The 20246-nt window shown below is 53.3% G+C and carries 17 protein-coding genes; 10 read left to right on the forward strand and 7 right to left on the reverse strand.

Going from position 1 to position 20246, the window contains the following annotated elements; all coding sequences use genetic code 11:
- Positions 1–16 precede the first annotated feature (16 nt).
- Positions 17–1078 (reverse strand): nicotinate-nucleotide--dimethylbenzimidazole phosphoribosyltransferase, encoded by a 1062-nt coding sequence (gene cobT / locus ACY430_RS01055; protein WP_462137057.1) that lies wholly within the window; start codon positions 1076–1078, stop codon positions 17–19.
- A 3-nt stretch (positions 1079–1081) separates the two neighbouring features.
- On the reverse strand, positions 1082–2002 hold the full coding sequence (locus ACY430_RS01060; protein WP_462137058.1) for an FTR1 family iron permease: 921 nt from the start codon (positions 2000–2002) through the stop codon (positions 1082–1084).
- A 124-nt stretch (positions 2003–2126) separates the two neighbouring features.
- Between ACY430_RS01060 and ACY430_RS01065 the strand changes: the two genes are divergently transcribed.
- Genes ACY430_RS01065 through ACY430_RS01080 form a run of 4 tightly spaced genes read left to right on the forward strand, consistent with a single transcriptional unit; the run spans position 2127 to position 8339 of the window.
- The gene (locus ACY430_RS01065; RefSeq protein ID WP_462137059.1) at positions 2127–3950 is read left to right on the forward strand and encodes a methylmalonyl-CoA mutase family protein; all 1824 of its coding nucleotides are present in this window, start codon (positions 2127–2129) and stop codon (positions 3948–3950) included.
- Positions 3950–6112: a methylmalonyl-CoA mutase gene (gene scpA, locus ACY430_RS01070; RefSeq protein ID WP_462137060.1), complete on the forward strand. Its 2163-nt coding sequence runs from the start codon at positions 3950–3952 to the stop codon at positions 6110–6112. The genes ACY430_RS01065 and scpA overlap by 1 nt, the downstream gene beginning before the upstream one ends.
- A complete protein-coding gene (gene rimI / locus ACY430_RS01075; RefSeq protein ID WP_462137061.1) occupies positions 6105–6539 on the forward strand; it encodes a ribosomal protein S18-alanine N-acetyltransferase in 435 nt (144 codons plus the stop codon). Before scpA ends, rimI begins: the two co-directional genes overlap by 8 nt.
- 9 nt (positions 6540–6548) lie before the next feature.
- Positions 6549–8339: an ArnT family glycosyltransferase gene (locus ACY430_RS01080; RefSeq protein ID WP_462137062.1), complete on the forward strand. Its 1791-nt coding sequence runs from the start codon at positions 6549–6551 to the stop codon at positions 8337–8339.
- Here the strand turns inward: ACY430_RS01080 and ACY430_RS01085 are convergent.
- Positions 8336–9319: a polyprenyl synthetase family protein gene (locus tag ACY430_RS01085; RefSeq protein ID WP_462137063.1), complete on the reverse strand. Its 984-nt coding sequence runs from the start codon at positions 9317–9319 to the stop codon at positions 8336–8338. The two genes, ACY430_RS01080 and ACY430_RS01085, sit on opposite strands and share 4 nt — an antisense overlap.
- Before the next feature lie 107 nt (positions 9320–9426).
- On the opposite strand from ACY430_RS01085, the gene ACY430_RS01090 reads away from it, so the two are divergent.
- Genes ACY430_RS01090 through ACY430_RS01115 form a run of 6 tightly spaced genes read left to right on the forward strand, consistent with a single transcriptional unit; the run spans position 9427 to position 15079 of the window.
- A complete protein-coding gene (locus ACY430_RS01090) occupies positions 9427–9882 on the forward strand; it encodes a hypothetical protein (RefSeq protein WP_462137064.1) in 456 nt (151 codons plus the stop codon).
- On the forward strand, positions 9879–10895 hold the full coding sequence (fbp, locus tag ACY430_RS01095; RefSeq protein ID WP_462137065.1) for a class 1 fructose-bisphosphatase: 1017 nt from the start codon (positions 9879–9881) through the stop codon (positions 10893–10895). Before ACY430_RS01090 ends, fbp begins: the two co-directional genes overlap by 4 nt.
- Positions 10892–13207, forward strand: coding sequence for a glycosyltransferase (locus ACY430_RS01100; protein WP_462137066.1), 2316 nt, complete (start codon positions 10892–10894; stop codon positions 13205–13207). Before fbp ends, ACY430_RS01100 begins: the two co-directional genes overlap by 4 nt.
- Positions 13194–14093: a phosphoribosylaminoimidazolesuccinocarboxamide synthase gene (locus ACY430_RS01105; RefSeq protein WP_462137067.1), complete on the forward strand. Its 900-nt coding sequence runs from the start codon at positions 13194–13196 to the stop codon at positions 14091–14093. The genes ACY430_RS01100 and ACY430_RS01105 overlap by 14 nt, the downstream gene beginning before the upstream one ends.
- Entirely contained in the window at positions 14077–14280 is a 204-nt protein-coding gene (locus ACY430_RS01110) for a DUF1289 domain-containing protein (RefSeq protein WP_462137068.1), read from the forward strand. Before ACY430_RS01105 ends, ACY430_RS01110 begins: the two co-directional genes overlap by 17 nt.
- On the forward strand, positions 14267–15079 hold the full coding sequence (locus ACY430_RS01115) for an NAD(P)H-binding protein (RefSeq protein ID WP_462137069.1): 813 nt from the start codon (positions 14267–14269) through the stop codon (positions 15077–15079). The genes ACY430_RS01110 and ACY430_RS01115 overlap by 14 nt, the downstream gene beginning before the upstream one ends.
- A gap of 9 nt (positions 15080–15088) precedes the next feature.
- On the opposite strand, the gene ACY430_RS01120 is transcribed toward ACY430_RS01115, so the two are convergent.
- From ACY430_RS01120 to serA, 4 genes are read right to left on the reverse strand one after another with little or no spacing between them, the layout of a single operon-like run.
- On the reverse strand, positions 15089–16054 hold the full coding sequence (locus ACY430_RS01120; protein ID WP_462137070.1) for a PhoH family protein: 966 nt from the start codon (positions 16052–16054) through the stop codon (positions 15089–15091).
- A gap of 9 nt (positions 16055–16063) precedes the next feature.
- Positions 16064–17368 carry an adenylosuccinate synthase gene (locus ACY430_RS01125; protein ID WP_462137071.1) on the reverse strand — a complete coding sequence of 435 codons (1305 nt, stop codon included), beginning with the start codon at positions 17366–17368 and terminating at the stop codon, positions 16064–16066.
- Complete coding sequence (locus tag ACY430_RS01130; protein WP_462137072.1) at positions 17368–18609, reverse strand: ATP phosphoribosyltransferase regulatory subunit; 1242 nt, start codon at positions 18607–18609, stop codon at positions 17368–17370. Before ACY430_RS01130 ends, ACY430_RS01125 begins: the two co-directional genes overlap by 1 nt.
- Positions 18606–20192: a phosphoglycerate dehydrogenase gene (gene serA / locus ACY430_RS01135; protein WP_462137073.1), complete on the reverse strand. Its 1587-nt coding sequence runs from the start codon at positions 20190–20192 to the stop codon at positions 18606–18608. The genes ACY430_RS01130 and serA overlap by 4 nt, the downstream gene beginning before the upstream one ends.
- Positions 20193–20246: the final 54 nt, after the last annotated feature.

A 20246-nucleotide genomic window follows, 5' to 3' on the forward strand; every position in this document is an offset into this window, starting at 1 on the left:
TGGATTGCGAAAGACCCTAATGAGACGCGCCGCTGACTTTTCCTTTCTCAAAAGTCGCCATGCGGTTAAAAAGATCCAGCGCCGCCTCAATAACGGAAATCATTATGAGCCCGCCCGTGCCTTCGCCGAGGCACATTCCAAAATCCATGGGAGCTTTCACTCCGAGCGCCTTGAGAACTCCGGCGTGCCCTTTCTCCGCGCTTTTGTGCGAAAAAAACAGATAGTCCGCGACTGCGGGCGCGATTGTGCGCGCAAGCACCGTTCCGGCGGTTGCCACAAAGCCGTCAACAACAACGGGAATCCGGCGCGCGGCAAGCCCGATAGTCATTCCCGCTATCGCGCCGATTTCGTATCCGCCCACTTTGCGCAGTATGTCAATCGGGTCCTTCGCACGCGAAGGAAAATGTTTTTTCAGCGCCGCAGACACAACGGCGGTTTTCTTCTTTAATCCGGCAGAATCAACCCCTGTTCCGGAACCGACAATATCTGTGGGCGAAAGCCCTAAACAGGCGCACATAACCGCAGACGCCGAAGTGGTGTTCGCTATGCCCATGTCGCCCGGCACGGCAAGCGAGTATCCTTTTTCCGCGAGTTCAAATGCAGTCCCAATCCCCGCTTCAACGCTCATCACGGCTTGTGCGCGCGTCATCGCCGCGCCGCGCGCGAAGTTTCGCGTTCCCTTTGAAACTTTTTTTGAAATAACCCCGCTGCGGACGGGGAAATCAAAATCCACCCCGACATCAACCGCGAAAACATCCGCGCCGACCCTGCGGGCGAGAACGTTCACCGCCGCACCGCCGTCAAGAAAGTTTTGAACCATTTGCCGCGTAACCTCTTTGGGAAATGCGCTCACGCCCTCGGCGGCGACTCCGTGGTCCGCGGCAAAAACCACAACCGCCTTTTTGCCGACCCCCGGACGGGGTTTGCTCGAAATTGCCGCCATTCTCGCGGCGATGTCTTCAAGAATTCCGAGACTGCCGGGCGGCTTGATTAGCGAATCGCATCTCGCGAGCGCCTTGTCATAAATGGCACGGTCGGGAGGAGATATTGTGGAAACTGCCTTTTCAAGCAGACCCATCTATCAAAATCCGGCGCCGAAGCGGTTAAGTGCGTTTGGCGTGCGATTCCGTAACAACAAAAAGATTTTTACCGTGGCGAACACAATTGCGGTTGCCACAAACACCTGCGGCACAATGGTTTCATAAGTTGGATAGATGCCCAGTGTGCTCAAACGCGGCACAAAACTCGCGACCGTTTCCGATATAATTCCAACTTCCTGCAACTCGTGAATTCCCTTGCCGACAAGTATAAAACTCAATCCGTAGAGGACAAGGCCCGTGATTGAAAACATGTATTTAACGGGCAGACGCACGGAAAGTTTGAATATCGCAATCGACAAAACCGCGACCGACACAACACCTACGATGAGCCCCCACATCACAAAATTTTTGAACACTTCGGCTTGAAAAAGAAGCGCCTGATAGAAAAGCACGGTTTCAAGCGCCTCGCGGTAAACGGCGAGAAAGGAAACGCCCGTTATCGCCATCATGTTTTTCGCGCCCATCGCCTCTCTGATTTTGGAGTCTATGTATTGCTTCCACTTCTCAACTTCAATTTTTGATATGAGCCAGTAACTGACATAAAACAGCACCAGCGCGGCAAGCAAAGAGGTTACGCCTTCTATAATTTCCGCCTGCGCACCTGAAATTCTTATCACGGTAACGCTCGCCCACCACGTTAACAGACCGGCGGCGATCGCCGCAATCCAGCCAAAATGCACAAACCTGACCGAATTCCGCGCGCCCATCGCGTATAGAGCGGAAATCATCGCGGCTATAATGAAGACGGCTTCAAGCGATTCCCTGACTATGATTGAAAAAGAACTGATAAAGGCGACCGTTCCCGATGTGGTCATGGCGGGGGTTACCGAATCGGCAAACGCCGCAGCCGGCAATGCCGTAAAAGCAAACACAAGCAAACATTGAAACCGCTTCTTAGACATCTCTCATCCTCCGTGTTTGGTGTAACAGCGGCAAAGTCTATATTAAAGACCTAAAATGTAAAGAATAAAAACCGGCGCTTGAGTTTTTTGCAAAAAGAAACCGCTATATTTATGTTTAACCGCTATGAAACAGTTTTCGCAAAGCACAAAAGCGGGGGGAAAAAAGTTCTTCGGAAATTTTTCTCCCGTGTCCGCCGGGCAATGGAAACGCGCGATAGAGAAAGACCTCAACGGCGCGGACTATGAGAAAAAACTTGTCTGGAAGCCCGGAGACGAAATGTCCGTCAATCCGTTCTACTCCGCCGGGCAGACAAAAAATCTAAAACTTTTCCCCGCTCCGGCGCCGGGCAATTTCCCCTTCACGCGCGAACTGTCCAAATGGAAAATATGTGAGGACGTCCCTCCCCTTTCCACGCCGCGCGCCGCCGCAATGGCGGCCAAGGGAGTGGACGGCGGAGCGGACTGGGTTTTATTCAGAAATCTGAAAATCCGAACCGCGAAAGACTTCGCGAAACTTCTCTCTAAAACGGATCTCGCGAAAACGGGGGTCTGTTTCGCTCCCGCGCGCGGTTCGGTCAGGCAGGCCGAACTGTTTGAAAAGTCCGTATCGGGCAAAAAGTCCGCTGACCTCGCGGGGTTTTTCCTTTGCGACCCCATCGGGTCGGGCGAAAAAGACGAAACGGAACGGCTCGCGAAACTCATCAAACGGTTTGACAAACGCACAAATGGCTACGGTTGCGTGGGAGTGAACGGCGCGGAGTTTCACAACTCCGGCGCGACCGCCGCCCAGGAAGCGGCGTTTGCCCTCGCGCTCGGCGCGGAATATCTGGTCGCGCTCGGCAAACACGGCGTACCTGCCCGGGTTGCCTCACAATCCATGGTTTTTCATTTCGCCGTGGGCTCGGTTTTCTTTATGGAGATAGCGAAACTCCGCGCCGCGCGCGCGGTTTGGGCACACATCGTTGAGCGTTTTGACCCTCGCGCGAACGGGCGAATGAGAATTCACGCTTCGGTGTCCGCGCTCAATAAATCCATTTGCGACCCGGAGGTGAACATACTGCGGGCGACCGGCGAAGCAATGGCGGCGATTGTGGGCGGATGCAATTCGCTTTCAATACCCGCTTTTGACGGCAGATACCGCAATGCGGAGAAGTCCCAAGCGGTGGCGCGCAACACCCAGCTCATACTTAAAGAGGAGTGCGGGCTGCACAGGGTCGCCGACCCGGGCGCGGGCTCGTATTATATTGACGCGCTGACGGACAAACTCGCGGACGCGGTTTTGAGGTTATTTCTTGAGATTGAGAAGCGCGGCGGATTTGCCAAATGCCTTGCGGACGGCTTTATAAAACAACGGCTCTCAGATAGCGCGAAAGAAAGGGCGCGGAAAATCGCGGAGGGAAAAGAATCTCTTATCGGCGTGAACAGATACCCCATTGAGAACGAGCGCGTGGCGGACAGGATAAAGGTCAAACCCGGCGGCGCGGGCGGGGAGTTTGAGATTTTGAGAGCCGAAACCGAGCGGGGTTCGCGCGGGAGAGGGGCGAAGTTTCCGTCCGTTTTTCTGGTTCAGACCGGAGACCCCGCAATGCGCAGCGCGAGGACGGTTTTCTCAACCAACTTCTTCGCGGCGGCGGGTTTTGAAATCACCGATGGCGGAGTGTTCTCCTCGCCCCGGAGCGCGGCGGCGGCGGCGGTGAAAAGCCGCGCCGATGTTTTTGTTGTCTGCTCGGAGGACAGCGCCTACGCGGATTTTGTTCCACCGTTTGCGCGCGCGCTTAAAAGGAAAATGAAAAACGCCTTTGTTACAGTCGCGGGAAACCTCGCGGAAAATGACAGACGGGCGTGTGAAAAAGCGGGAGTGGACGAATTCATACATATTCGCTCAAACATTCTTGAGACCTTGAAAAAAACGCAGAAAGCCATCGGAATCGGCGGGGCGGAAAAGTGATGAAACGCCCGGATTTCTCATCAATCAAACTGCGCAATTCCAAAGGGCTTTCAAAAAAAGCCGCTAACGGAGAAAACTGGGAAACGCCTGAAGGCATAGCGGTCAAAAGCATTTTTACTGAAAAAGACTCGTCCCGCCTGTCCCACACAAACGGGGCCGCCGCAGGCGCGCCGCCATTTTTGAGGGGTCCCTATTCCACTATGTACGCCTCACGCCCGTGGACGGTGAGGCAATACGCGGGATTTTCAACGGCGGAGGAATCAAACAGATTTTACAGAAAAAACCTCGCGGCGGGGCAGAAGGGGCTTTCCGTCGCGTTTGATTTGCCAACCCACCGGGGATACGACTCGGACCACGAAAGGGTTGTCGGAGACGTGGGCAAAGCCGGAGTCGCGGTGGATTCGGTGCTTGATATGAAAAAACTTTTTGACGGCATACCGCTTGATGAAATATCGGTCTCAATGACGATGAACGGCGCGGTTTTGCCCGTTATGGCATTCTACATTGTGGCGGCGCGGGAACAGGGAGCGGACGAGAGCAAACTCAGCGGCACCATTCAAAACGACATTCTCAAAGAGTTTATGGTTAGAAACACCTATATCTACCCGCCGGAATTCTCAATGAAAATCATCGCGGACATCTTCAAATACACCTCTAAAAACATGCCCAGATTCAACTCAATAAGCGTGAGCGGCTACCACATGCAGGAAGCGGGCGCGACCGCCGATATTGAACTCGCCTACACTCTCGCCGACGGTGTTGACTACGTGCGCGCGGGCATCAAAGCCGGGTTGAGTGTTGACGACTTCGCGCCGCGAATTTCGTTTTTCTGGGGAATCGGAATGAATCACTTTATGGAGATAGCAAAGATGAGAGCCGGGCGGATGCTCTGGGCGAAACTTATGAGCGGCTTCAAGCCCGAAAACCCTAAATCGCTCGCGCTCAGAACTCACTGCCAGACTTCCGGATGGAGTTTGACCGAGCAGTTTCCCTACAACAATATCGTTCGCACCTGCACCGAAGCAATCGCGGCGGTAATGGGCGGAACACAGTCGCTCCATACAAATGCGCTTGACGAGGCAATCGCGCTACCGACCGATTTTTCCGCGAGAATCGCGCGCAACACCCAGCTTTACATACAGGAGGAAACCGAAGTGTGCAGGGCGATAGACCCGTGGGGCGGCTCGTTCTATATTGAGTGGCTAACGGACGCCATTGCGCGCAAGGCGTGGAGTTTGATTGAAGAAGTTGAGAAACTCGGCGGAATGGCGGCGGCGATTGAAACGGGCATTCCGAAGATGAGAATAGAGGAAGCCGCCGCGAAAAAACAGGCGAGAATAGATTCGCGGCGTGAAACCATCGTGGGCGTGAACAAGTTCGCGCAAAACGATAGCGACCAGATTGAACTGCTTGAAATTAACAACACGCAAGTCCGCCGTTCACAGATAAGAAGCATTGAGAAGGTCAAAAAGGAGCGAAACTCAAAAGCCGTCCAAGCCGCGCTTGAAAAAATCACAAAATGCGCAAAAACAGGGCGCGGAAACCTGCTCTCGCTCGCGGTTGAGGCGGCTGAACTGAGAGCCACCCTCGGAGAGATTTCAGATGCGTGCGAAAAAGTCTGCGGGCGTTACAAACCCGTTACGCGCACAATTTCAGGCGTTTATTCATCTGAAATCACGGCGGATAACGACTCTTTCGCGCACGCGCGCGAACTCACCGGGGAGTTTGAGAAAATTGAAGGACGGCGCCCAAGAATTCTTATCGCGAAAACCGGACAGGACGGGCACGACAGGGGCGCGAAGGTGATCGCGACAAGTTTTTCAGATATGGGGTTTGAGGTCGGCATAGGTCCCCTTTTCAGCACTCCGGAAGAGGTCGCGATGCAGGCGCTTGATGAAGATGCGCACATAGTCGGCATATCAAGCCTCGCCGCCGGACACAAAACCCTGATACCCCGCATAGTGTCCAAACTGCACGAATACGACCGCGAAGACATAGTCGTGGTGGCGGGCGGAGTGATACCGCGAAAAGACTACGGGTTTCTCAAAAAAGCCGGTGTCTCGCACATATTCGGGCCCGGAACGGTCATCTCGTCCGCCGCGGTGGAGATAATGAAACCGCTCATCAGGAAAGCGGCAAAGCGGCAAATTACAAATGGTTGAAGAAGCGTTGAAAGAAGACGCGGGCTCCATCGTTGAGATGGAAAAAATATGCTTTGACCGGGACGCGTGGCCCCGCAAGGTGTTTGATGAGGAACTCTCTGGCGGCGCGGCGCGGCGCGCGACCGTTGTGAGAGACACCGGCGGCGGTGTCATCGCCTACTGCTTTTCGCGCATTTTCATTGACGCGATGGAAATATTCAAAATCGCCGTTCATCCGGTTCACAGAAGAAAAGGTCTCGCGAAACTGCTTCTGCGGGACGCGCTGGAACATCTGGGAAGGGGAACCATCTCGCTTGAAGTGGCAACCGACAACAAAGAGGCAATTATGCTATATTGCGAACTCGGTTTCAGGCGGGTCGCCATGCGCAGAAAATACTATCACGGCAGCGGAAGGGACGCGCTTGTGATGGAAATGAAAGTCGGCTGATAAAAATAAATGGGCGCGGGCAAATCAAAAAGCAAAATCGGGATATGGATTGTTGCCGTAATTGCCGTTTATATGTCGTTTGCGGGACTTGGAAACGTTGAGTTCTGGGATGACGAGGTTGAGACGGCGTGGATGTCAAAATCCATCATTGAAAACGGGAAACCGTTCGCGTGGAACGGGCGCAACATTCACGACTACGGAAGCGGGCTGTATCTGAACGAAAAAGTTGAAAGCACCTTTCCGCCGGTGAGTTTTATCACGGGCGCACTGTCGTTCAAGATGTTTGGAGTGTCCGAGGGCGGCGGCAGAACGCTTTTCGCGCTTATGGGGGTGGCGTGTCTTGGAGTTTTCCTCCTGCTTCTGCGGCGCGAAGTTCCGAACGGCGGCGTGCGGCTCGCCGCATTCGCCCTGTTCTCTCTCTCGCCCGTCTATCTGCTTCACATAAGAACCATGCGTTACTTCGCTCCGGCGCTTCTGTTAACACTTCTGGCTTTCTATTTTTACCGTCTGTATGTAACAAAACACCGCCCTCAAAACGCTTTTCCATGGAGCATCTGGGCGGCGGCCGTGTGCGCGGGGCTGCTGTTTTTCACGCACTTTGTGGCCGCGCTGTCTTTGATCATCGGACTTGGAATATGCCACCTGATTTTCCACGCAACTTTTAGAAAACCCGAATGGAACCTGTGGCTCGCATTGGGGTCTCTCGCGGCGGTGTGCGCGTGGTATCTTTTCTCTCTGGGCTACATAACGCCCGATTTTGAAATCAGAACAAATGTTTTCTCCATCTTCTATCAGGAACAGAACCGCCTCGTAAGGATCTCATCACTTCTGCCCCTGTATTTGCGCTTCATCAACATCGGCGGAATTGCGCCGTGGTTTGTGGTTGTGTGGGTTGGATGGCTGGCGGCAAAACGGCTCGCGCGTAAAGGCGCGAAAAACGATAGAGTTCCGCTTTTCTACGGAGCGGTGGGACTTTTGATAACCGTATCTTGCGCGGTTATCTCCCCTCAGCAGGAATACGACCAATACGCGGCGACAAGGTTTTTCTTTATCGCGTTTCCGTTTTTTGCGGTCGCAACCGCGTATTTCTGTCTCAAAATCCATTCCAAATCCCGAATCGCGGGAGTCGCGCTGATTCTTCTCATTCTGAACACAACGCTGTTCACATGGCCCTTCGGAATACAGAACTCCCCGCCTCTGGAGCGAAGCTACCGCTTCACAGACCTGCCCGCGCCTGTGTTGCAAAGCGTGAACATCTTCTCCTTTGAAAGCACATATGCGCAGTTTCCGCTACCGGCGATGGTGCGCGAGTTTCACCGCGACTACCCCACTTTTATGGACGGGCTCACGGAGTTTTTTGAAACCAACGGAAAACAGGACGAAACAATCGCCATATATCCCACCTGGACTTACTACAACACGCTCTGGTATCTGGATAAAAAGTTTCTTTTCTGCTGTGTTCACTCAAGGGCTCACGCCCTGCCGCCCGAAGTTTTGAATAAATACGGCGTGGAGATTAGAGCCGGAAACACTCCGGACTGGCTGGTGCTTTCAGGTCCCGCCCGCTTGCAAACGCCGGGGCGCATACTTGCCTACCGGATGGACGGCGACCCTGCGGTAGGAACCCGCTTCAACTTCCATTTCGGCGGCGGAACGCAATATGTTCTTGTGAAAAAACTGAACTCTCTTTTCTTTCCCGTGTGGAGACCGGAGCTTTTCTGGCACTCTTTCAGCCCCGTCAAGGTGTCCGAAGACCCGCGCAGGGGCGGTGTTTTCATCTTCCGGCGCGCCGGGAATTAGTGGCTCCGCTCCGCCACAAAATCCGCAAGCGTAAGCAGGGACTGTTTGTAATCGTCATTGGAAAAGAACGAAATTGCCTTCTTCGCCTTGGCCACATGTTCTTTTGCCGCCTCAAAGGTGTCTTCCACTCCCCTGTAATCGGCGACAAACCGTTTTACCGGCGCAGTGTTGCCGTCTTCGGGAACAAAGTCACGCATACGTTTTTCAAAATCCGCGCGGACTTTCACCGGAGCGTTTGAGATGGCTTTGAGAAGAGGCAGAGTCATTTTAGCGCCCTGGATGTCCAGCCCGGAGTCCTTGCCGAGCTGCTCCGAAGACGCGCAGTAATCAAGAGCGTCATCGGTGAGTTGAAACGCAATGCCGAGATTGAGCCCGTAGCCGCCAAGCGCTTCGGTTCTGCCGTTTGCCGACCCCGCAAGCATCGCGCCCATAACCGCACAGCATTCAATCAGCGAAGCGGTTTTCTCCTCCACTATGTGCATACAGGCGTTTTCGTCCATGTTCATTATCTTCTTTTCGCTCATAATCTCTATCATCACGCCGTCAATCACCCTTTTGGCGGCGGCGCAGTAGATTTGCGCCAGACGCAGGTCTTCGCATGAAAGTATGATGTTGAGCGCGTTGATTAAAAGCGAGTCTCCAGCGATAACCGAGCAACTGTTTCCCCAAACGCTGTTGGACGAACGCCGCCCGCGCCGCATTGAAGCGTTGTCAATAACATCGTCATGCAAAAGCGAGGCGATATGGGTCAGTTCCAGCGCGGCGGCGCAAACGATTCTCTCCCGACCCTCTTTGAGCCCGCATAATCCGCTTGAAAGCAGCAGAACGGACGGACGCAGACGCTTGCCTCCGCTGCGCAGTATGTAAGACGATATGCTTCGCGACAACTCAATCGGGGAATCGCAGTTTTTCTCAAGCTCTTCCTCAACCAGGCGCAAATCTTCGGAGATTATAAGAGAGTCCGCCGTTCCATTTTGCATAGGGTTTTATTATCTTCACAAAAAACTTTCAAGTCAAAACACTATAAAAGTGCTATGATATGATACGCCTTTGAGGGAATCGCCCCACGGGGAAAACGGACGGACTTTTGCACTGGGTTGACATCTTAATCGGGGGTTGTTGTCTTGCCGGATTCGGTCTCGGAATAACGGGACGCGGGCTTATTCATCTCTCTTTTTGGTTCGCCGCGGCGGTGGCGGCAATGGGAGTCGGTTATATTTCAGCGGACGAAGTTGTTACTGCGGGGCTCGCGGAGAATCTGTGGGTTGCATTCGCGGCGGTGTCCGTAGCGGTTTTTGCTCTGCTTGCCGTTTTGTGGAAACTTATCAGGGCGTTGCCCTTCGCCGGCGGGGCTCTCAAAATCACGGACGCGCTCGCAACGGCGTTTGTTTTGTCTGCGGGAGCGTTTTTGGCGGTCTCCGTCCTGAATGGAAAAATTGACGAGGTAAACACTCAAAACTCCGTTCTGTATCCCGAAGCGGAGGCTTTATGGCGGAAAGGAGTGGGAAAAACGGCGCTTATCAGGGGATCTGAAAGCAAATGAAACACATCACAACCCTTAACAAACACGTAATCTCCACCTTCGGAATAGAAAGTTTCCATGGCGGCGTTTTTACCATTTTGAGGGAAATTGTCTTTGTTGCCAAACTGATGCACAGGGAGATAAACAAAGCCGGAATTGTGCAGGGGCTTCTCGGCGGAACCGGAGAGAGAAACTTCCACGGAGACGCAACCCAGAAACTTGATATCTTCGCCAATGAGCGGCTCATCTCAACCCTTGAAATGGGCGGGGAGTGTTGCGGAATAGTGTCCGAGGAAAATGACGAATTTATCAGGCTACAGGGGAAAAACTCCGAAAACGCGGAGTATGTGCTCGCCATAGACCCTCTTGACGGCTCGTCAAACATAGATGTAAACGTTACGGTGGGCATCATTTTTTCAATATACAAACGCAAATCGCCCACCCCGGGACCGTGCGTGGAAGAGGATTTTCTCAGAGCGGGAAGCGAGCAGGAAGCGGCGGGCTACATAATTTTCGGTTCGTCAACGATGCTCGTTTTCACGGCGGGCAAAGGTGTGGACGGCTTCACGCTTGACCCCTCAATCGGCGAATTCTGCCTTTCCCATAATAAAGTCAAAATGCCGGATTCAGTCGCCTTTTATTCCGTCAATCAGGGATTGCAGTCCGAGTTTCCCGCGTGGGTGAAAAGATTTATTGAATACTGCGGCACTCCCGATTCTAAAACCAAAAGGCCCTACTCGTGCAGATACACGGGCTCAATGGTTGCGGACATTCACAGAAATATGCTTAAAGGCGGCATCTTTATGTATCCGCCGACCCGCAAACGTCCCGGCGGCAAACTTCGCCTGCTGTATGAATGCAACCCGCTGTCTTTCATAATTGAGCAGGCGGGCGGGAAATCAACCTCCGGACAGGGGCGCATACTTGACATTGAGGCATCTTCAATACACCAGACGACTCCGATTTTCGCGGGCTCAAAGAGGCTGGTCAACATTGTGGAAAAATACTTCCGTGAGGAAAAATCCGGAAAATGAGCGGCGTTTCCCTGGTAATCCCCTGCCATAACGAGCAGGACCGGCTTTCTGAACAAAAAACGTTACAAGCCCTGAAAGAACTCGGAGACGGTGCGGAAATCCTGCTTGTTGATGACGGCTCAACGGACTCCACCGCGCGCGTTATAAAAAAGATAGCGTCCCTTTCACCGTCCATTCAAACTCTCATTCTTGAGCGCAACGGGGGAAAAGCCGAAGCCGTGCGCGCGGGAATGCTTAACTGCCTGGAGCGGGGAGCGGAAATTGTGGGATTTTGCGACGCCGATTTCGCCACTCCGCCGGAGGAAGTGGCGAGAGTGTTCGCGGGCTTGGAGAAAAACACCGATGCGGGCGCGGCGATAGGTTCGCGCAATTTGCCCCAATCTGAAAACATCTCCCGAACCGGCGCGCGGCGTTTTTTAAGCGGCGTGTTCTCGGTTATCGCGTCTTTTGCTCTGAAAAAGCGCGTATCCGATTCGCAGTGCGGGGCGAAGTTTTTCAGAAAAACACCCGCTCTCACAAAAGCGCTTGAAGAGCCGTTTCTGTCGCGATGGGGTTTTGATGTTGAGATAATCGGCAGGATTGAAACCGAAAAAGACGCTTCCGGTGTGGTTGAGGTTCCGCTCAAAAGCTGGAGTGAAAAAGCGGGGTCGCGCCTGAGTCCGCTCTCAATGCTGGCAACCCTTGTCGAGATGTATGAAATAAACGGCGATTTGAAAGAGCGGCGCGGGAAGGCGAACAACCGCAGGGGTTTTCTGCTTGAAGCGCTTTTTACGGTCTTCGTGAGAATGGCGCCCCTTTATATCCTCACCTTTATCCTCGCAAAAATCCTGTTCTGGGAAGAATACTGGGTCAACCCCGATGCCTACTATCATCTCGGAGTCGGAATCGCCTATATGGAAAATGGCTGGCTGTGGGATTTCCCGTGGCTTAAATACACCGTTCTCGGAGAAAACTTCCCGAACGTCTATTTTTTGCAACATTTGCTGCTGGGCATAACCAACTCTCTGATTCCGTCCCAGGACCCGATCATTGCGCTCAAAACAACCATAATGACGATGGCGTTCCTGCAAATACTCTCCTTCTATCTGTTCCTGAGAAAATGGAAAGTCAGCGGCGCGGTAATGTGGACTATTATCGGAATAACCGTCTCGTCAAATATGATTTGGCACACAATCGCGCTAAAAGGAATCACTCTTTTCTCAATAATGCTTCCGTGGATTGTGGATGCGCTGTGGTCAAACAGCAACCGCAGGGCTTTCTTCGTCGGCTGGCTTGCGTCCTATGTCTATGTGGGTTTCATAATAATGGTTCCGCTCGCCGCATGCAGAGTTCTCGGGCAACTGATTTTTGACGGCAAACTGAAAATCAAAATCCCCCTTCTGCTTTTCGCGGGAGTGGCTCTGGGAATGGTGTTGTCGCCGTTTTTCCCCAATCACCTTTTTCACATAGTAAGGGAGATAAAAACGGTTTTTGAACGTCCGGATTTTGTTAAACCCGGCGACTTCTTCGGCTCGGAATGGCAGAGTCTCCACCGCTTGCAACTCCAACATTTTCTGGGCGGATTTTTGCTGCCCGCCATAGCGGCGACCGCTTTTTATATGCGCCGCAAATCAGGACCGGGCGGCATCATCGGCTCGGCTTTCCTGGCGGTTTTCATTTTCGCCCTCCTCCCCTTCAAAGGCGGGGCGAAATTCGCTCAAATCTTCGTTGTGGTGTCGGCAACAATGGTGCCGCTTATCTACGAACCCATATTGCGGGCGGGCGTTAAAATTCGCGGAACGGGGATAAAAATCAAGCCGTTTCTGCCAATCGTGTTCGTGCTCATTTTCCTTGTTTATTCACTGCCTTTCATAAAGGGGCGGCAACGGAAAGAAGCGCCGAAGGCTCCCGTGCCGAGCTCTTACTCAAAAATGGCGGAGATGGTAAAAACGCTGACGGACAAAAACAAAGTCGTCATCGCCCCGTGGGACGACTTTCCGGGTCTGTTCTTTTTCAACAAAAACAACTACTACGTTTCGGGAATGAACAACCTTTTTCTCTACCACAATGACCCTCAACGCTTCACCGCATACTACAAACTATTCAAAGGCGGGATTCAAAATCCGGCGAAAACCGTCCCTCTGCTGTTTGACGGCGCGGATTTGATTCTCGTCAGAGACACGCCCCGAACGGACGGAGAGGTAAAAATGAACAAAATTCTTGAAAACGCGCAAGGGCTCAAGCGCATAACGGAGCCGGACGGCAACGGTCTGGTGGCGGGCTACTGGAGAGTTTATAAAATAATCGGAGAACCGGTAAATGCCATCCGCTGACCGAGATGTTGTAACGGAAACAAACTTCACCGAAACAGGCGCGCCGCCTTTACGGGGCAAAGTGAGAGACATCTACGACCTCGGCAAAACATTGCTTGTGGTTTCAACGGACAGAATTTCCGCTTACGACTCAATCCTTCCCACCGCCATACGCGGCAAAGGCGAAGCGCTCAACAAAATCTCCGAATTCTGGTTCAGAAAAATGGCGGACGACTTTCCCAATCACTTTATTTCAAGCGATGAAGCGGACTTCCCTCCCGAACTTTCGCCGCATTTCAGCACACTGCGGTCAAGAAGCATGCTCACGCACAAAGCCCTCCCCCTGCCGGTTGAGTGCATCGTGCGGGGCCATATCTGCGGCTCGGCGTGGAAGGAATACGGGCGCGGCGGAACGGTCTGCGGAATCAAAATGCCGGAAGGGTTGAAACTGTCGCAGAAATTGCCCGAACCCATTTTTACGCCCTCAACAAAAGCCCCTCAAGGCGGACGCGACATGAACATAACCTTTGAGCGGGCTTGTGAAATCGCGGGCGCGGAGAACATGAAAGCCGCGCGCGCGGCGAGTTTGAAAATCTACAAAAAGGCGGCGCTCCACGCGCTTGAGACGGGCATCATCATAGCGGACACAAAGTTTGAGTTCGGGGTTGGCAAAGACGGGCGTCTTATGTTCATTGACGAAATGCTCACGCCTGATTCCTCGCGCTTTTGGAGCGCGGCGGATTACAAACCCGGCGCTGTGCAGGACAGTTTTGACAAGCAGTTCGTACGGGACTACCTTGACTCAATCAAATGGGACAGAAACCCGCCCGCCCCGGCGTTGCCGCCGGAAGTGGCGGAAAAAACAAGTGAAAAATACGCGGAGATGGCACGTGCCTTCACTCTCTAACGGCAAACCCGCCTCGCCGTGCGTCAATATCTGCAAGGTTGAAAACGGCCTGTGCATCGGTTGCATGAGAACGGTGGCTGAAATACGGGCGTGGAAAACATCAAGTAACAATAAAAAACTCGCCATCATAAAAAGCGTCGAAAAACGAAAAAAGCGCAAACTGAAAAAGCAAAATGGGAGCGTCTGAAAAAAAGAGCGTGTCAATCCTCGGGTGCGGCTGGTTCGGCCTGCCCCTCGCGGAGCATCTGGCGCGGAAAGGATACGCGGTCAGGGGCTCAACCACGGATGCCGCAAAAACAGGCGCGATTGAGGCGGCGGGAGCCGAGCCGTTTGTCATCTCCGTTGAGCCGGATTCCGAACCCCGCGCGGAGCGGTTTTTCCAATCCTCCGTTGCGGTGGTGAACTTCCCGCCGAAAAAACGCGAAGACATTGCGGACTACCTTGCGGGGCAGACAAAAACCCTCATGCGCGCGCTTGAAAAAGGCGGCGCGGAATTTGTCATTTTTATCAGTTCCACCTCGGTCTATGCCAACCTTGGCGGAGTGGTAACGGAGGACGATTTTGAGAAGGGGGTGCCTGAAAAGGCGTCGGGACCGGCGCTCAGGGAGATGGAAAAAACTCTTGCGGGCGGCGATTTTGATTTGACGGTTTTGAGATTCGGCGGACTTATCGGATATGACAGAGACCCGCGCCGATTCCTGAAAAAACGCGCCGCCGCCGACCGACCCGACCTGCCCGTCAATCTCATACACCGGGACGACTGCGTGAAAATCACCGCCGAAATAATTGAGCGCGACATAAGGCGCGAAACCTTTAATGCGGTCGCGGACTCGCACCCCTTGAGAAGCAACTTCTACCGTGCCGAAGCCGCAAAAGCGGGAGTCTCCGCGCCGGAGTTCAAAAAAGGCGGGAAAGGCAAAATCGTGTCGTCTGAAAAACTGAAAAAAGCGCTGAACTACGAGTTTATTCAGCCGCTTGGGGAATAGAAATATCCCCTAACGCGGTTTTTCCTCTTTGTCATAAACATCCAGAATCTTCTTCACAAGCGGATGCCTTACAACGTCCCTTCTTGAAAAGCGCGTAATCTCTATGCCCTCCATTCCGCCGAAAAGCCGCTCGGCTTCGGCAAGGCCGGAAGATTTTCCGGCGGGTAAATCGGTCTGGGTGGTGTCGCCCGTAACAACGGCTTTTGAATTAAACCCCATACGTGTCAAAAACATCTTCATTTGAGCCGAAGTGGTATTCTGCGCCTCGTCAAGAATCACAAACGCGCCGTTGAGAGTGCGCCCTCTCATATACGCAAGCGGCACGACCTCAATAATTTTCTTTTCAATCATTCGGCGCGCGGCGGACATTCCCACTATTTCATAAATGGCGTCAAAAAACGGGCGCAAAAACGGGTCGGATTTCTGTTCAAGGTCGCCGGGGAGAAAACCGAGACTTTCACCCGCCTCAAGCATGGGTCTTGTGATAATCATTCTGCTGACATTGCCTTCGGACAGTTCGGACAACGCGACCGCGACCGCAAGATAGGTTTTCCCCGTGCCCGCGGGACCCGTGCCGAAAACTATCGTGTTGTGTCTAATCGCCGCAATATACTCGCGCTGGCACGGAGTTTTCGGCGATATTTTTTTGTCCCCTATCTCTATCGGGCGCGAGGCGAGAAAAACATCTTTGATTTTCCCGTCTTTTGACGAAACAATTTCCGCCCCGCTTTCAAAGTCTTCGGGGGCGAGTTTGTAGCCCTCGGTTATCAGTTCGTAAAGCTGGGTCGCCAAATCCTTCGCGCCTTCCACATTGTCTGCGGGGCCGCTTATAAGAAGGTTTGAACCGCGCGAATTGACGGTTACACCGCACAATTTTTCAATTCTGTTGAGATTTCCGTTGAGACTTCCGAACAGGTGCCGGGCGGCATCGCTGTTCTCAAAAATGAGTTCGTCTGTTATCCGCTCCATATTCATTCAAAAAACCTAACCCGCAACTCCGTCAAAAAGGTTGTTCTCAATAATTATCGCCTCCTCGCGCGAGGGGCCCACCGAAATCAAACTTATGTCTATTCCCGAAAGCGTCTTTATCCGCTCTATAAAATCGCCCGCCTCACCGGGCAGGTCTGAAACGGCTTGCGCCCCGAAAATATCCCGTTCCCATCCGGGCATCTCCTCGTAAATGGGAACGCAGTTTTCAAGATCTTCGGAGTCCTGGGGGAAAACCGATGTTCGCGCGCCGTTTATTTCATAGGCAACGCATATTTTCACCTTCTTAAAACCGCTGAGGACATCAAGTTTTGTCAGCGCGAGAGACGATATGCCGTTCACGCAAATGGAGTGTTTGAGCGCTACCATATCCAGCCAGCCGCATCTTCTTTTGCGCCCGGTGGTTGAACCGAATTCGCCGCCCCGCTCGCCCATCGCTTTGCCGTCCGCGCCATAGTCTTCGGTCGGAAACGGACCCTCGCCCACCCTTGTCGCATACGCTTTGACAATTCCGACCGTGAAATGGATTGAGTTCGGGCTCATTCCGCAACCCGCGCTCACTCCGGCGACGGTCGTGCTTGACGAGGTTACATACGGATAGGTGCCGAAATCTATGTCAAGCAGGGTTCCCTGCGCGCCCTCAAAAAGTATGCTGCCGCCCGAAGCCTCGATTTCGTTCAGAAAAAGCGCGGTGTCTTCCACAAACGGCGCAAGCCGCTCCCCGAAAGCGCGGTATGAATCAAATGTCCGGTCGCGGTCAATCGGCTCACCGCCGAGAACCTTTGTTATGTAGAGGTTTCTTTCGGGCAAAATGGTGTCAAGGCGCGCGGCGAAGTTTTTTTCATCCAGAAGGTCGGACACCCTTATGCCTCTGCGCGCGAATTTGTCTTCATAGACGGGCCCGATGCCCCGTTTGGTGGTTCCGATTTTTTTCGCGGCGGAGCCCTCGCGCAGAGAGTCTATCGCCGTGTGATACGGCATAATCACATGCGCGCGCCCGCTCAGTTTCAGGTTTTCGGGCGAAACGGCGCAACCCGAAGAGTTCAGCGAATCTATCTCGCCAAGCAAAATTTCGGGGTCAACGGCAACCCCGTTCGCAATAACCGAAACCTTGCCTTCGCGCAAAATCCCGGACGGAATATGATGCAGAATAAACTTTCCCTTGTCAGTGATAATCGTGTGTCCGGCGTTGTTGCCGCCCTGAAAACGGACAACAACGTCCGCCTTTTCCGCGATAAGGTCAACAACCCTGCCCTTGCCCTCATCGCCCCACTGGGTTCCCACCACGGCAAAATTGGGCATCACAGACCCCCTTCTATCAACTCCTCAAGATTTGAAAAACGCCTCACGGTTTTGCTTTTGGACTCAAGAAGCCGCAGTTTGGTCGGGCTGTCAATTGAGATAACCCCGTAGGTGGGCGGCGTTTTGCCGCGAGGAGAAACCGGGCGCGGGCTGGTTTCCGTTATCACCTGAAATCCGTTTGACCTCAGCCACTTGCTCAGCCGTATGGCTTCTTTGCGCAGAGACGGCTTTGCCGGTATGACCACAAAATGAACCGTCTGTTCGCCCTTTTCCCTGGATGTTACTTTCACGATGCCCTCAACGTCGGCGGCAAAACCGGTCGCCGGAGTGTCGTATCCGTAACGTTTTACAAGGTTGTCATATCTGCCGCCCACAATCAGAGGGGTCGGCGAACTCTCATGCAATATCTGAAAAGTCGCGTCAGTGTAGTAATTCAAATCGCGCACATCGCACGCATAAACCCATATATCGCAGCCGATTTCATGCTCCTCAAGAACTTCCATAATTTTGCGGATCTTGGAAGTGAGTCTTTTCAAAGCCGGAAGTTTTTCCATAACGAGCAAAACTTTGTCCGCCTCGCGCGTCTCGCTCAATTCCATAATCACCTTTCTTTCCGAGGCGGATATGCGCGCCGCGCCGAGCGCATCGGAAAGGGCGTGTTTGGATTTCATTTCAAGCGCGGCGCGAACGCGTTTGCTTTCGCTTCCACACATCTTTTCAATCGCGCGCAAAACCCCCGAATGCCCTATGTCAAGAACAAGCCCGGAACCGAGTCCCAAACGGCGCAAAGCGCTCACGGAAAGCGCCATAATCTCCGCGTCCGCCGTAAGGTTTTTCGCGCCGACAAGTTCGCATCCGGCTTGAAAAACCTCTCTCCCCCTGCCGCTTGATTCCCGCTCAAACCTCACCACTCTGCCCGAATAACACAATCTCTGCGGCTCTTTCAGGGGGCTCATCCGCGTGGCGACAATCCGGCTTATCTGGGGAGTTATGTCTGGGCGCAGGGCAACCACATCGCCCGTTGAAGGGTCAACAAACTTCAAAACCCGCGATTTCAGGTCCTCGCTGAGCCCGGTGTTTATGGTTTCAAGATTTTCAAAAAGCGGCGTTATAACGTGCTTGTAGCCCCACTTGACAAACTCATCAAGCAGTTCGCTCTCCACATTTTGAACGCCACCCGCCTCGCTCGGCACAAAATCCTTTACCCCCTGCGGGAGAACAATGGGGTTTTTGCCGCTCAAAGTGTTACCTGCATAATTGAGATTATTCCTTTGAGAGAGGAGATTTTTTCCATATCCGCGTCCGACACATGGGAGTCAACACTTGTGAAAACAATCGCCCTTCCCCCCACTTTCTCGCGCCCCAGATGCATACGCGCGATATTGACCCCCGCCACGCTGATAATTCCGCACATCGCGGCGATGATGCCCGGCTCGTCGTGGTTTTCGCTTATAAGCAAAATTCCCTCCGGCTCAACATCAAGTGAAACTCCGTCCACGGAAACAAAGCGCGGTTTCTCTCTGCCGAAAATCACGCCCGAAACGGTTTTTTTCCCGCCTTCAATCGTTTCCACCGAAACCGTCAGAAGATTTTTGTATTCGCCCGATTCGGTGCTTGTGGACTCAACTATCTCAATGCCGCGCTCGCTCGCGATAACCGGCGCGTTCACATGGGTTAGAACCGTGTCCATAACGGGCGACAAAATGCCTTTGAGAACGGAAAGCATCAAAACGCGCGTTTTCAATTCCGCAATTTCGCCGCCGTATTCCACTTTCACCTTTCTCGCGCCGCCGCAGGTCTGCCCCAGAAAAGAGCCCATTTTTTCGGCAAGTTTGATGTAGGGAGCCATCGCTTCGGCTTCAAGCGCGTCAAGCGAGGGCATATTCACCGCGTTTTTCACAACGCCGTTTGAAAAATCTATAATCTGCCGCGCTATTGCGGCGCCAACTTTCTCCTGCGCCTCCTGTGTGGAAGCGCCGAGGTGCGGCGTAAAAACCATTTTGTCCGCGTTTTCAAGCGCCGCGCTTCCGGGCTCCGGCGGCTCGGTCGCAAAAACATCAAGAGCCGCGCCCGCCAATTTGCCGCCCGCCACCGCGTCCCTCATCGCCTCCTCGTCCACAATGCCGCCGCGCGCGCAGTTAATCAAAATCGCGCCGTCCCTCATCTTCGTTATCGCTTCGGAATTTATAAGGTTTTTCGTCTGCTGAGTCAGCGGCGCGTGAATTGTGAGAACATCGGCGGATGCGAGCGTCTCGTCAAAGTCTGTGAGTTTAACTCCCATTTTTTCCGCCGCTTCGGGAGAGAGAAACGGATCGTAGGCGACCGCGTTCATTTTGAGCCCGACAGCCCGTTCGGCAACAAGTTTGCCGATTGTGCCGAGCCCGATAAGCCCCAGCGTTTTGCCGAACAGTTCCATACCTTTGAATTTTCCGCGCTCCCACTTTCCCGCCGCTGTGGAGCTGTGCGCCTGCGGGATTTTCCGCGCGAGCGCAAACATAAGCGCGATTGCGTGTTCGGCGGTCGTTATGGCGTTGGCTTCGGGCGTGTTCATAACAACAATTCCGCTTCGGGTCGCCGCGTCAATATCAACATTGTCAATGCCGATGCCCGCCCTGCCAATCACTTTGAGCGAACCGTCCGCGGCTTCAATCAACTCCGCCGTAAGCGTGGTCGCGCTGCGAATGACAATTCCGTCATAGTTTTTGATGATTTTTTTAAGTTCGTCCGCCTCAACGCCCGAACGAATGTCCGCTTCAATTCCGGGAGCATTTTCAAGCATTTTTCCGCCCTCCGGGGCGATGCCGTCTGTAACAAGTATTTTCACCTTAATCCTTAAAAAACATCGCTGAAAACGGTTTTATAAACGCGCGGATTCAAA

Source organism: Candidatus Mycalebacterium sp., from assembly GCF_977828045.1.

Excerpts from the sequence above, each read along its gene's own strand:
- ACY430_RS01060 (WP_462137058.1), bottom strand. The coding sequence starts at position 2,002 with ATGTCTAAGAAGCGGTTTCAATGTTTGCTTGTGTTTGCTTTTACGGCA.
- ACY430_RS01120 (WP_462137070.1), bottom strand. The coding sequence starts at position 16,054 with ATGAATATGGAGCGGATAACAGACGAACTCATTTTTGAGAACAGCGAT.
- ACY430_RS01105 (WP_462137067.1), top strand. The coding sequence starts at position 13,194 with ATGCCATCCGCTGACCGAGATGTTGTAACGGAAACAAACTTCACCGAA.
- ACY430_RS01080 (WP_462137062.1), top strand. The coding sequence starts at position 6,549 with ATGGGCGCGGGCAAATCAAAAAGCAAAATCGGGATATGGATTGTTGCC.
- rimI (WP_462137061.1), top strand. The coding sequence starts at position 6,105 with ATGGTTGAAGAAGCGTTGAAAGAAGACGCGGGCTCCATCGTTGAGATG.
- ACY430_RS01115 (WP_462137069.1), top strand. The coding sequence starts at position 14,267 with ATGGGAGCGTCTGAAAAAAAGAGCGTGTCAATCCTCGGGTGCGGCTGG.
- ACY430_RS01100 (WP_462137066.1), top strand. The coding sequence starts at position 10,892 with ATGAGCGGCGTTTCCCTGGTAATCCCCTGCCATAACGAGCAGGACCGG.
- cobT (WP_462137057.1), bottom strand. The coding sequence starts at position 1,078 with ATGGGTCTGCTTGAAAAGGCAGTTTCCACAATATCTCCTCCCGACCGT.
- ACY430_RS01125 (WP_462137071.1), bottom strand. The coding sequence starts at position 17,368 with ATGCCCAATTTTGCCGTGGTGGGAACCCAGTGGGGCGATGAGGGCAAG.
- fbp (WP_462137065.1), top strand. The coding sequence starts at position 9,879 with ATGAAACACATCACAACCCTTAACAAACACGTAATCTCCACCTTCGGA.
- ACY430_RS01085 (WP_462137063.1), bottom strand. The coding sequence starts at position 9,319 with ATGCAAAATGGAACGGCGGACTCTCTTATAATCTCCGAAGATTTGCGC.
- scpA (WP_462137060.1), top strand. The coding sequence starts at position 3,950 with ATGAAACGCCCGGATTTCTCATCAATCAAACTGCGCAATTCCAAAGGG.
- ACY430_RS01065 (WP_462137059.1), top strand. The coding sequence starts at position 2,127 with ATGAAACAGTTTTCGCAAAGCACAAAAGCGGGGGGAAAAAAGTTCTTC.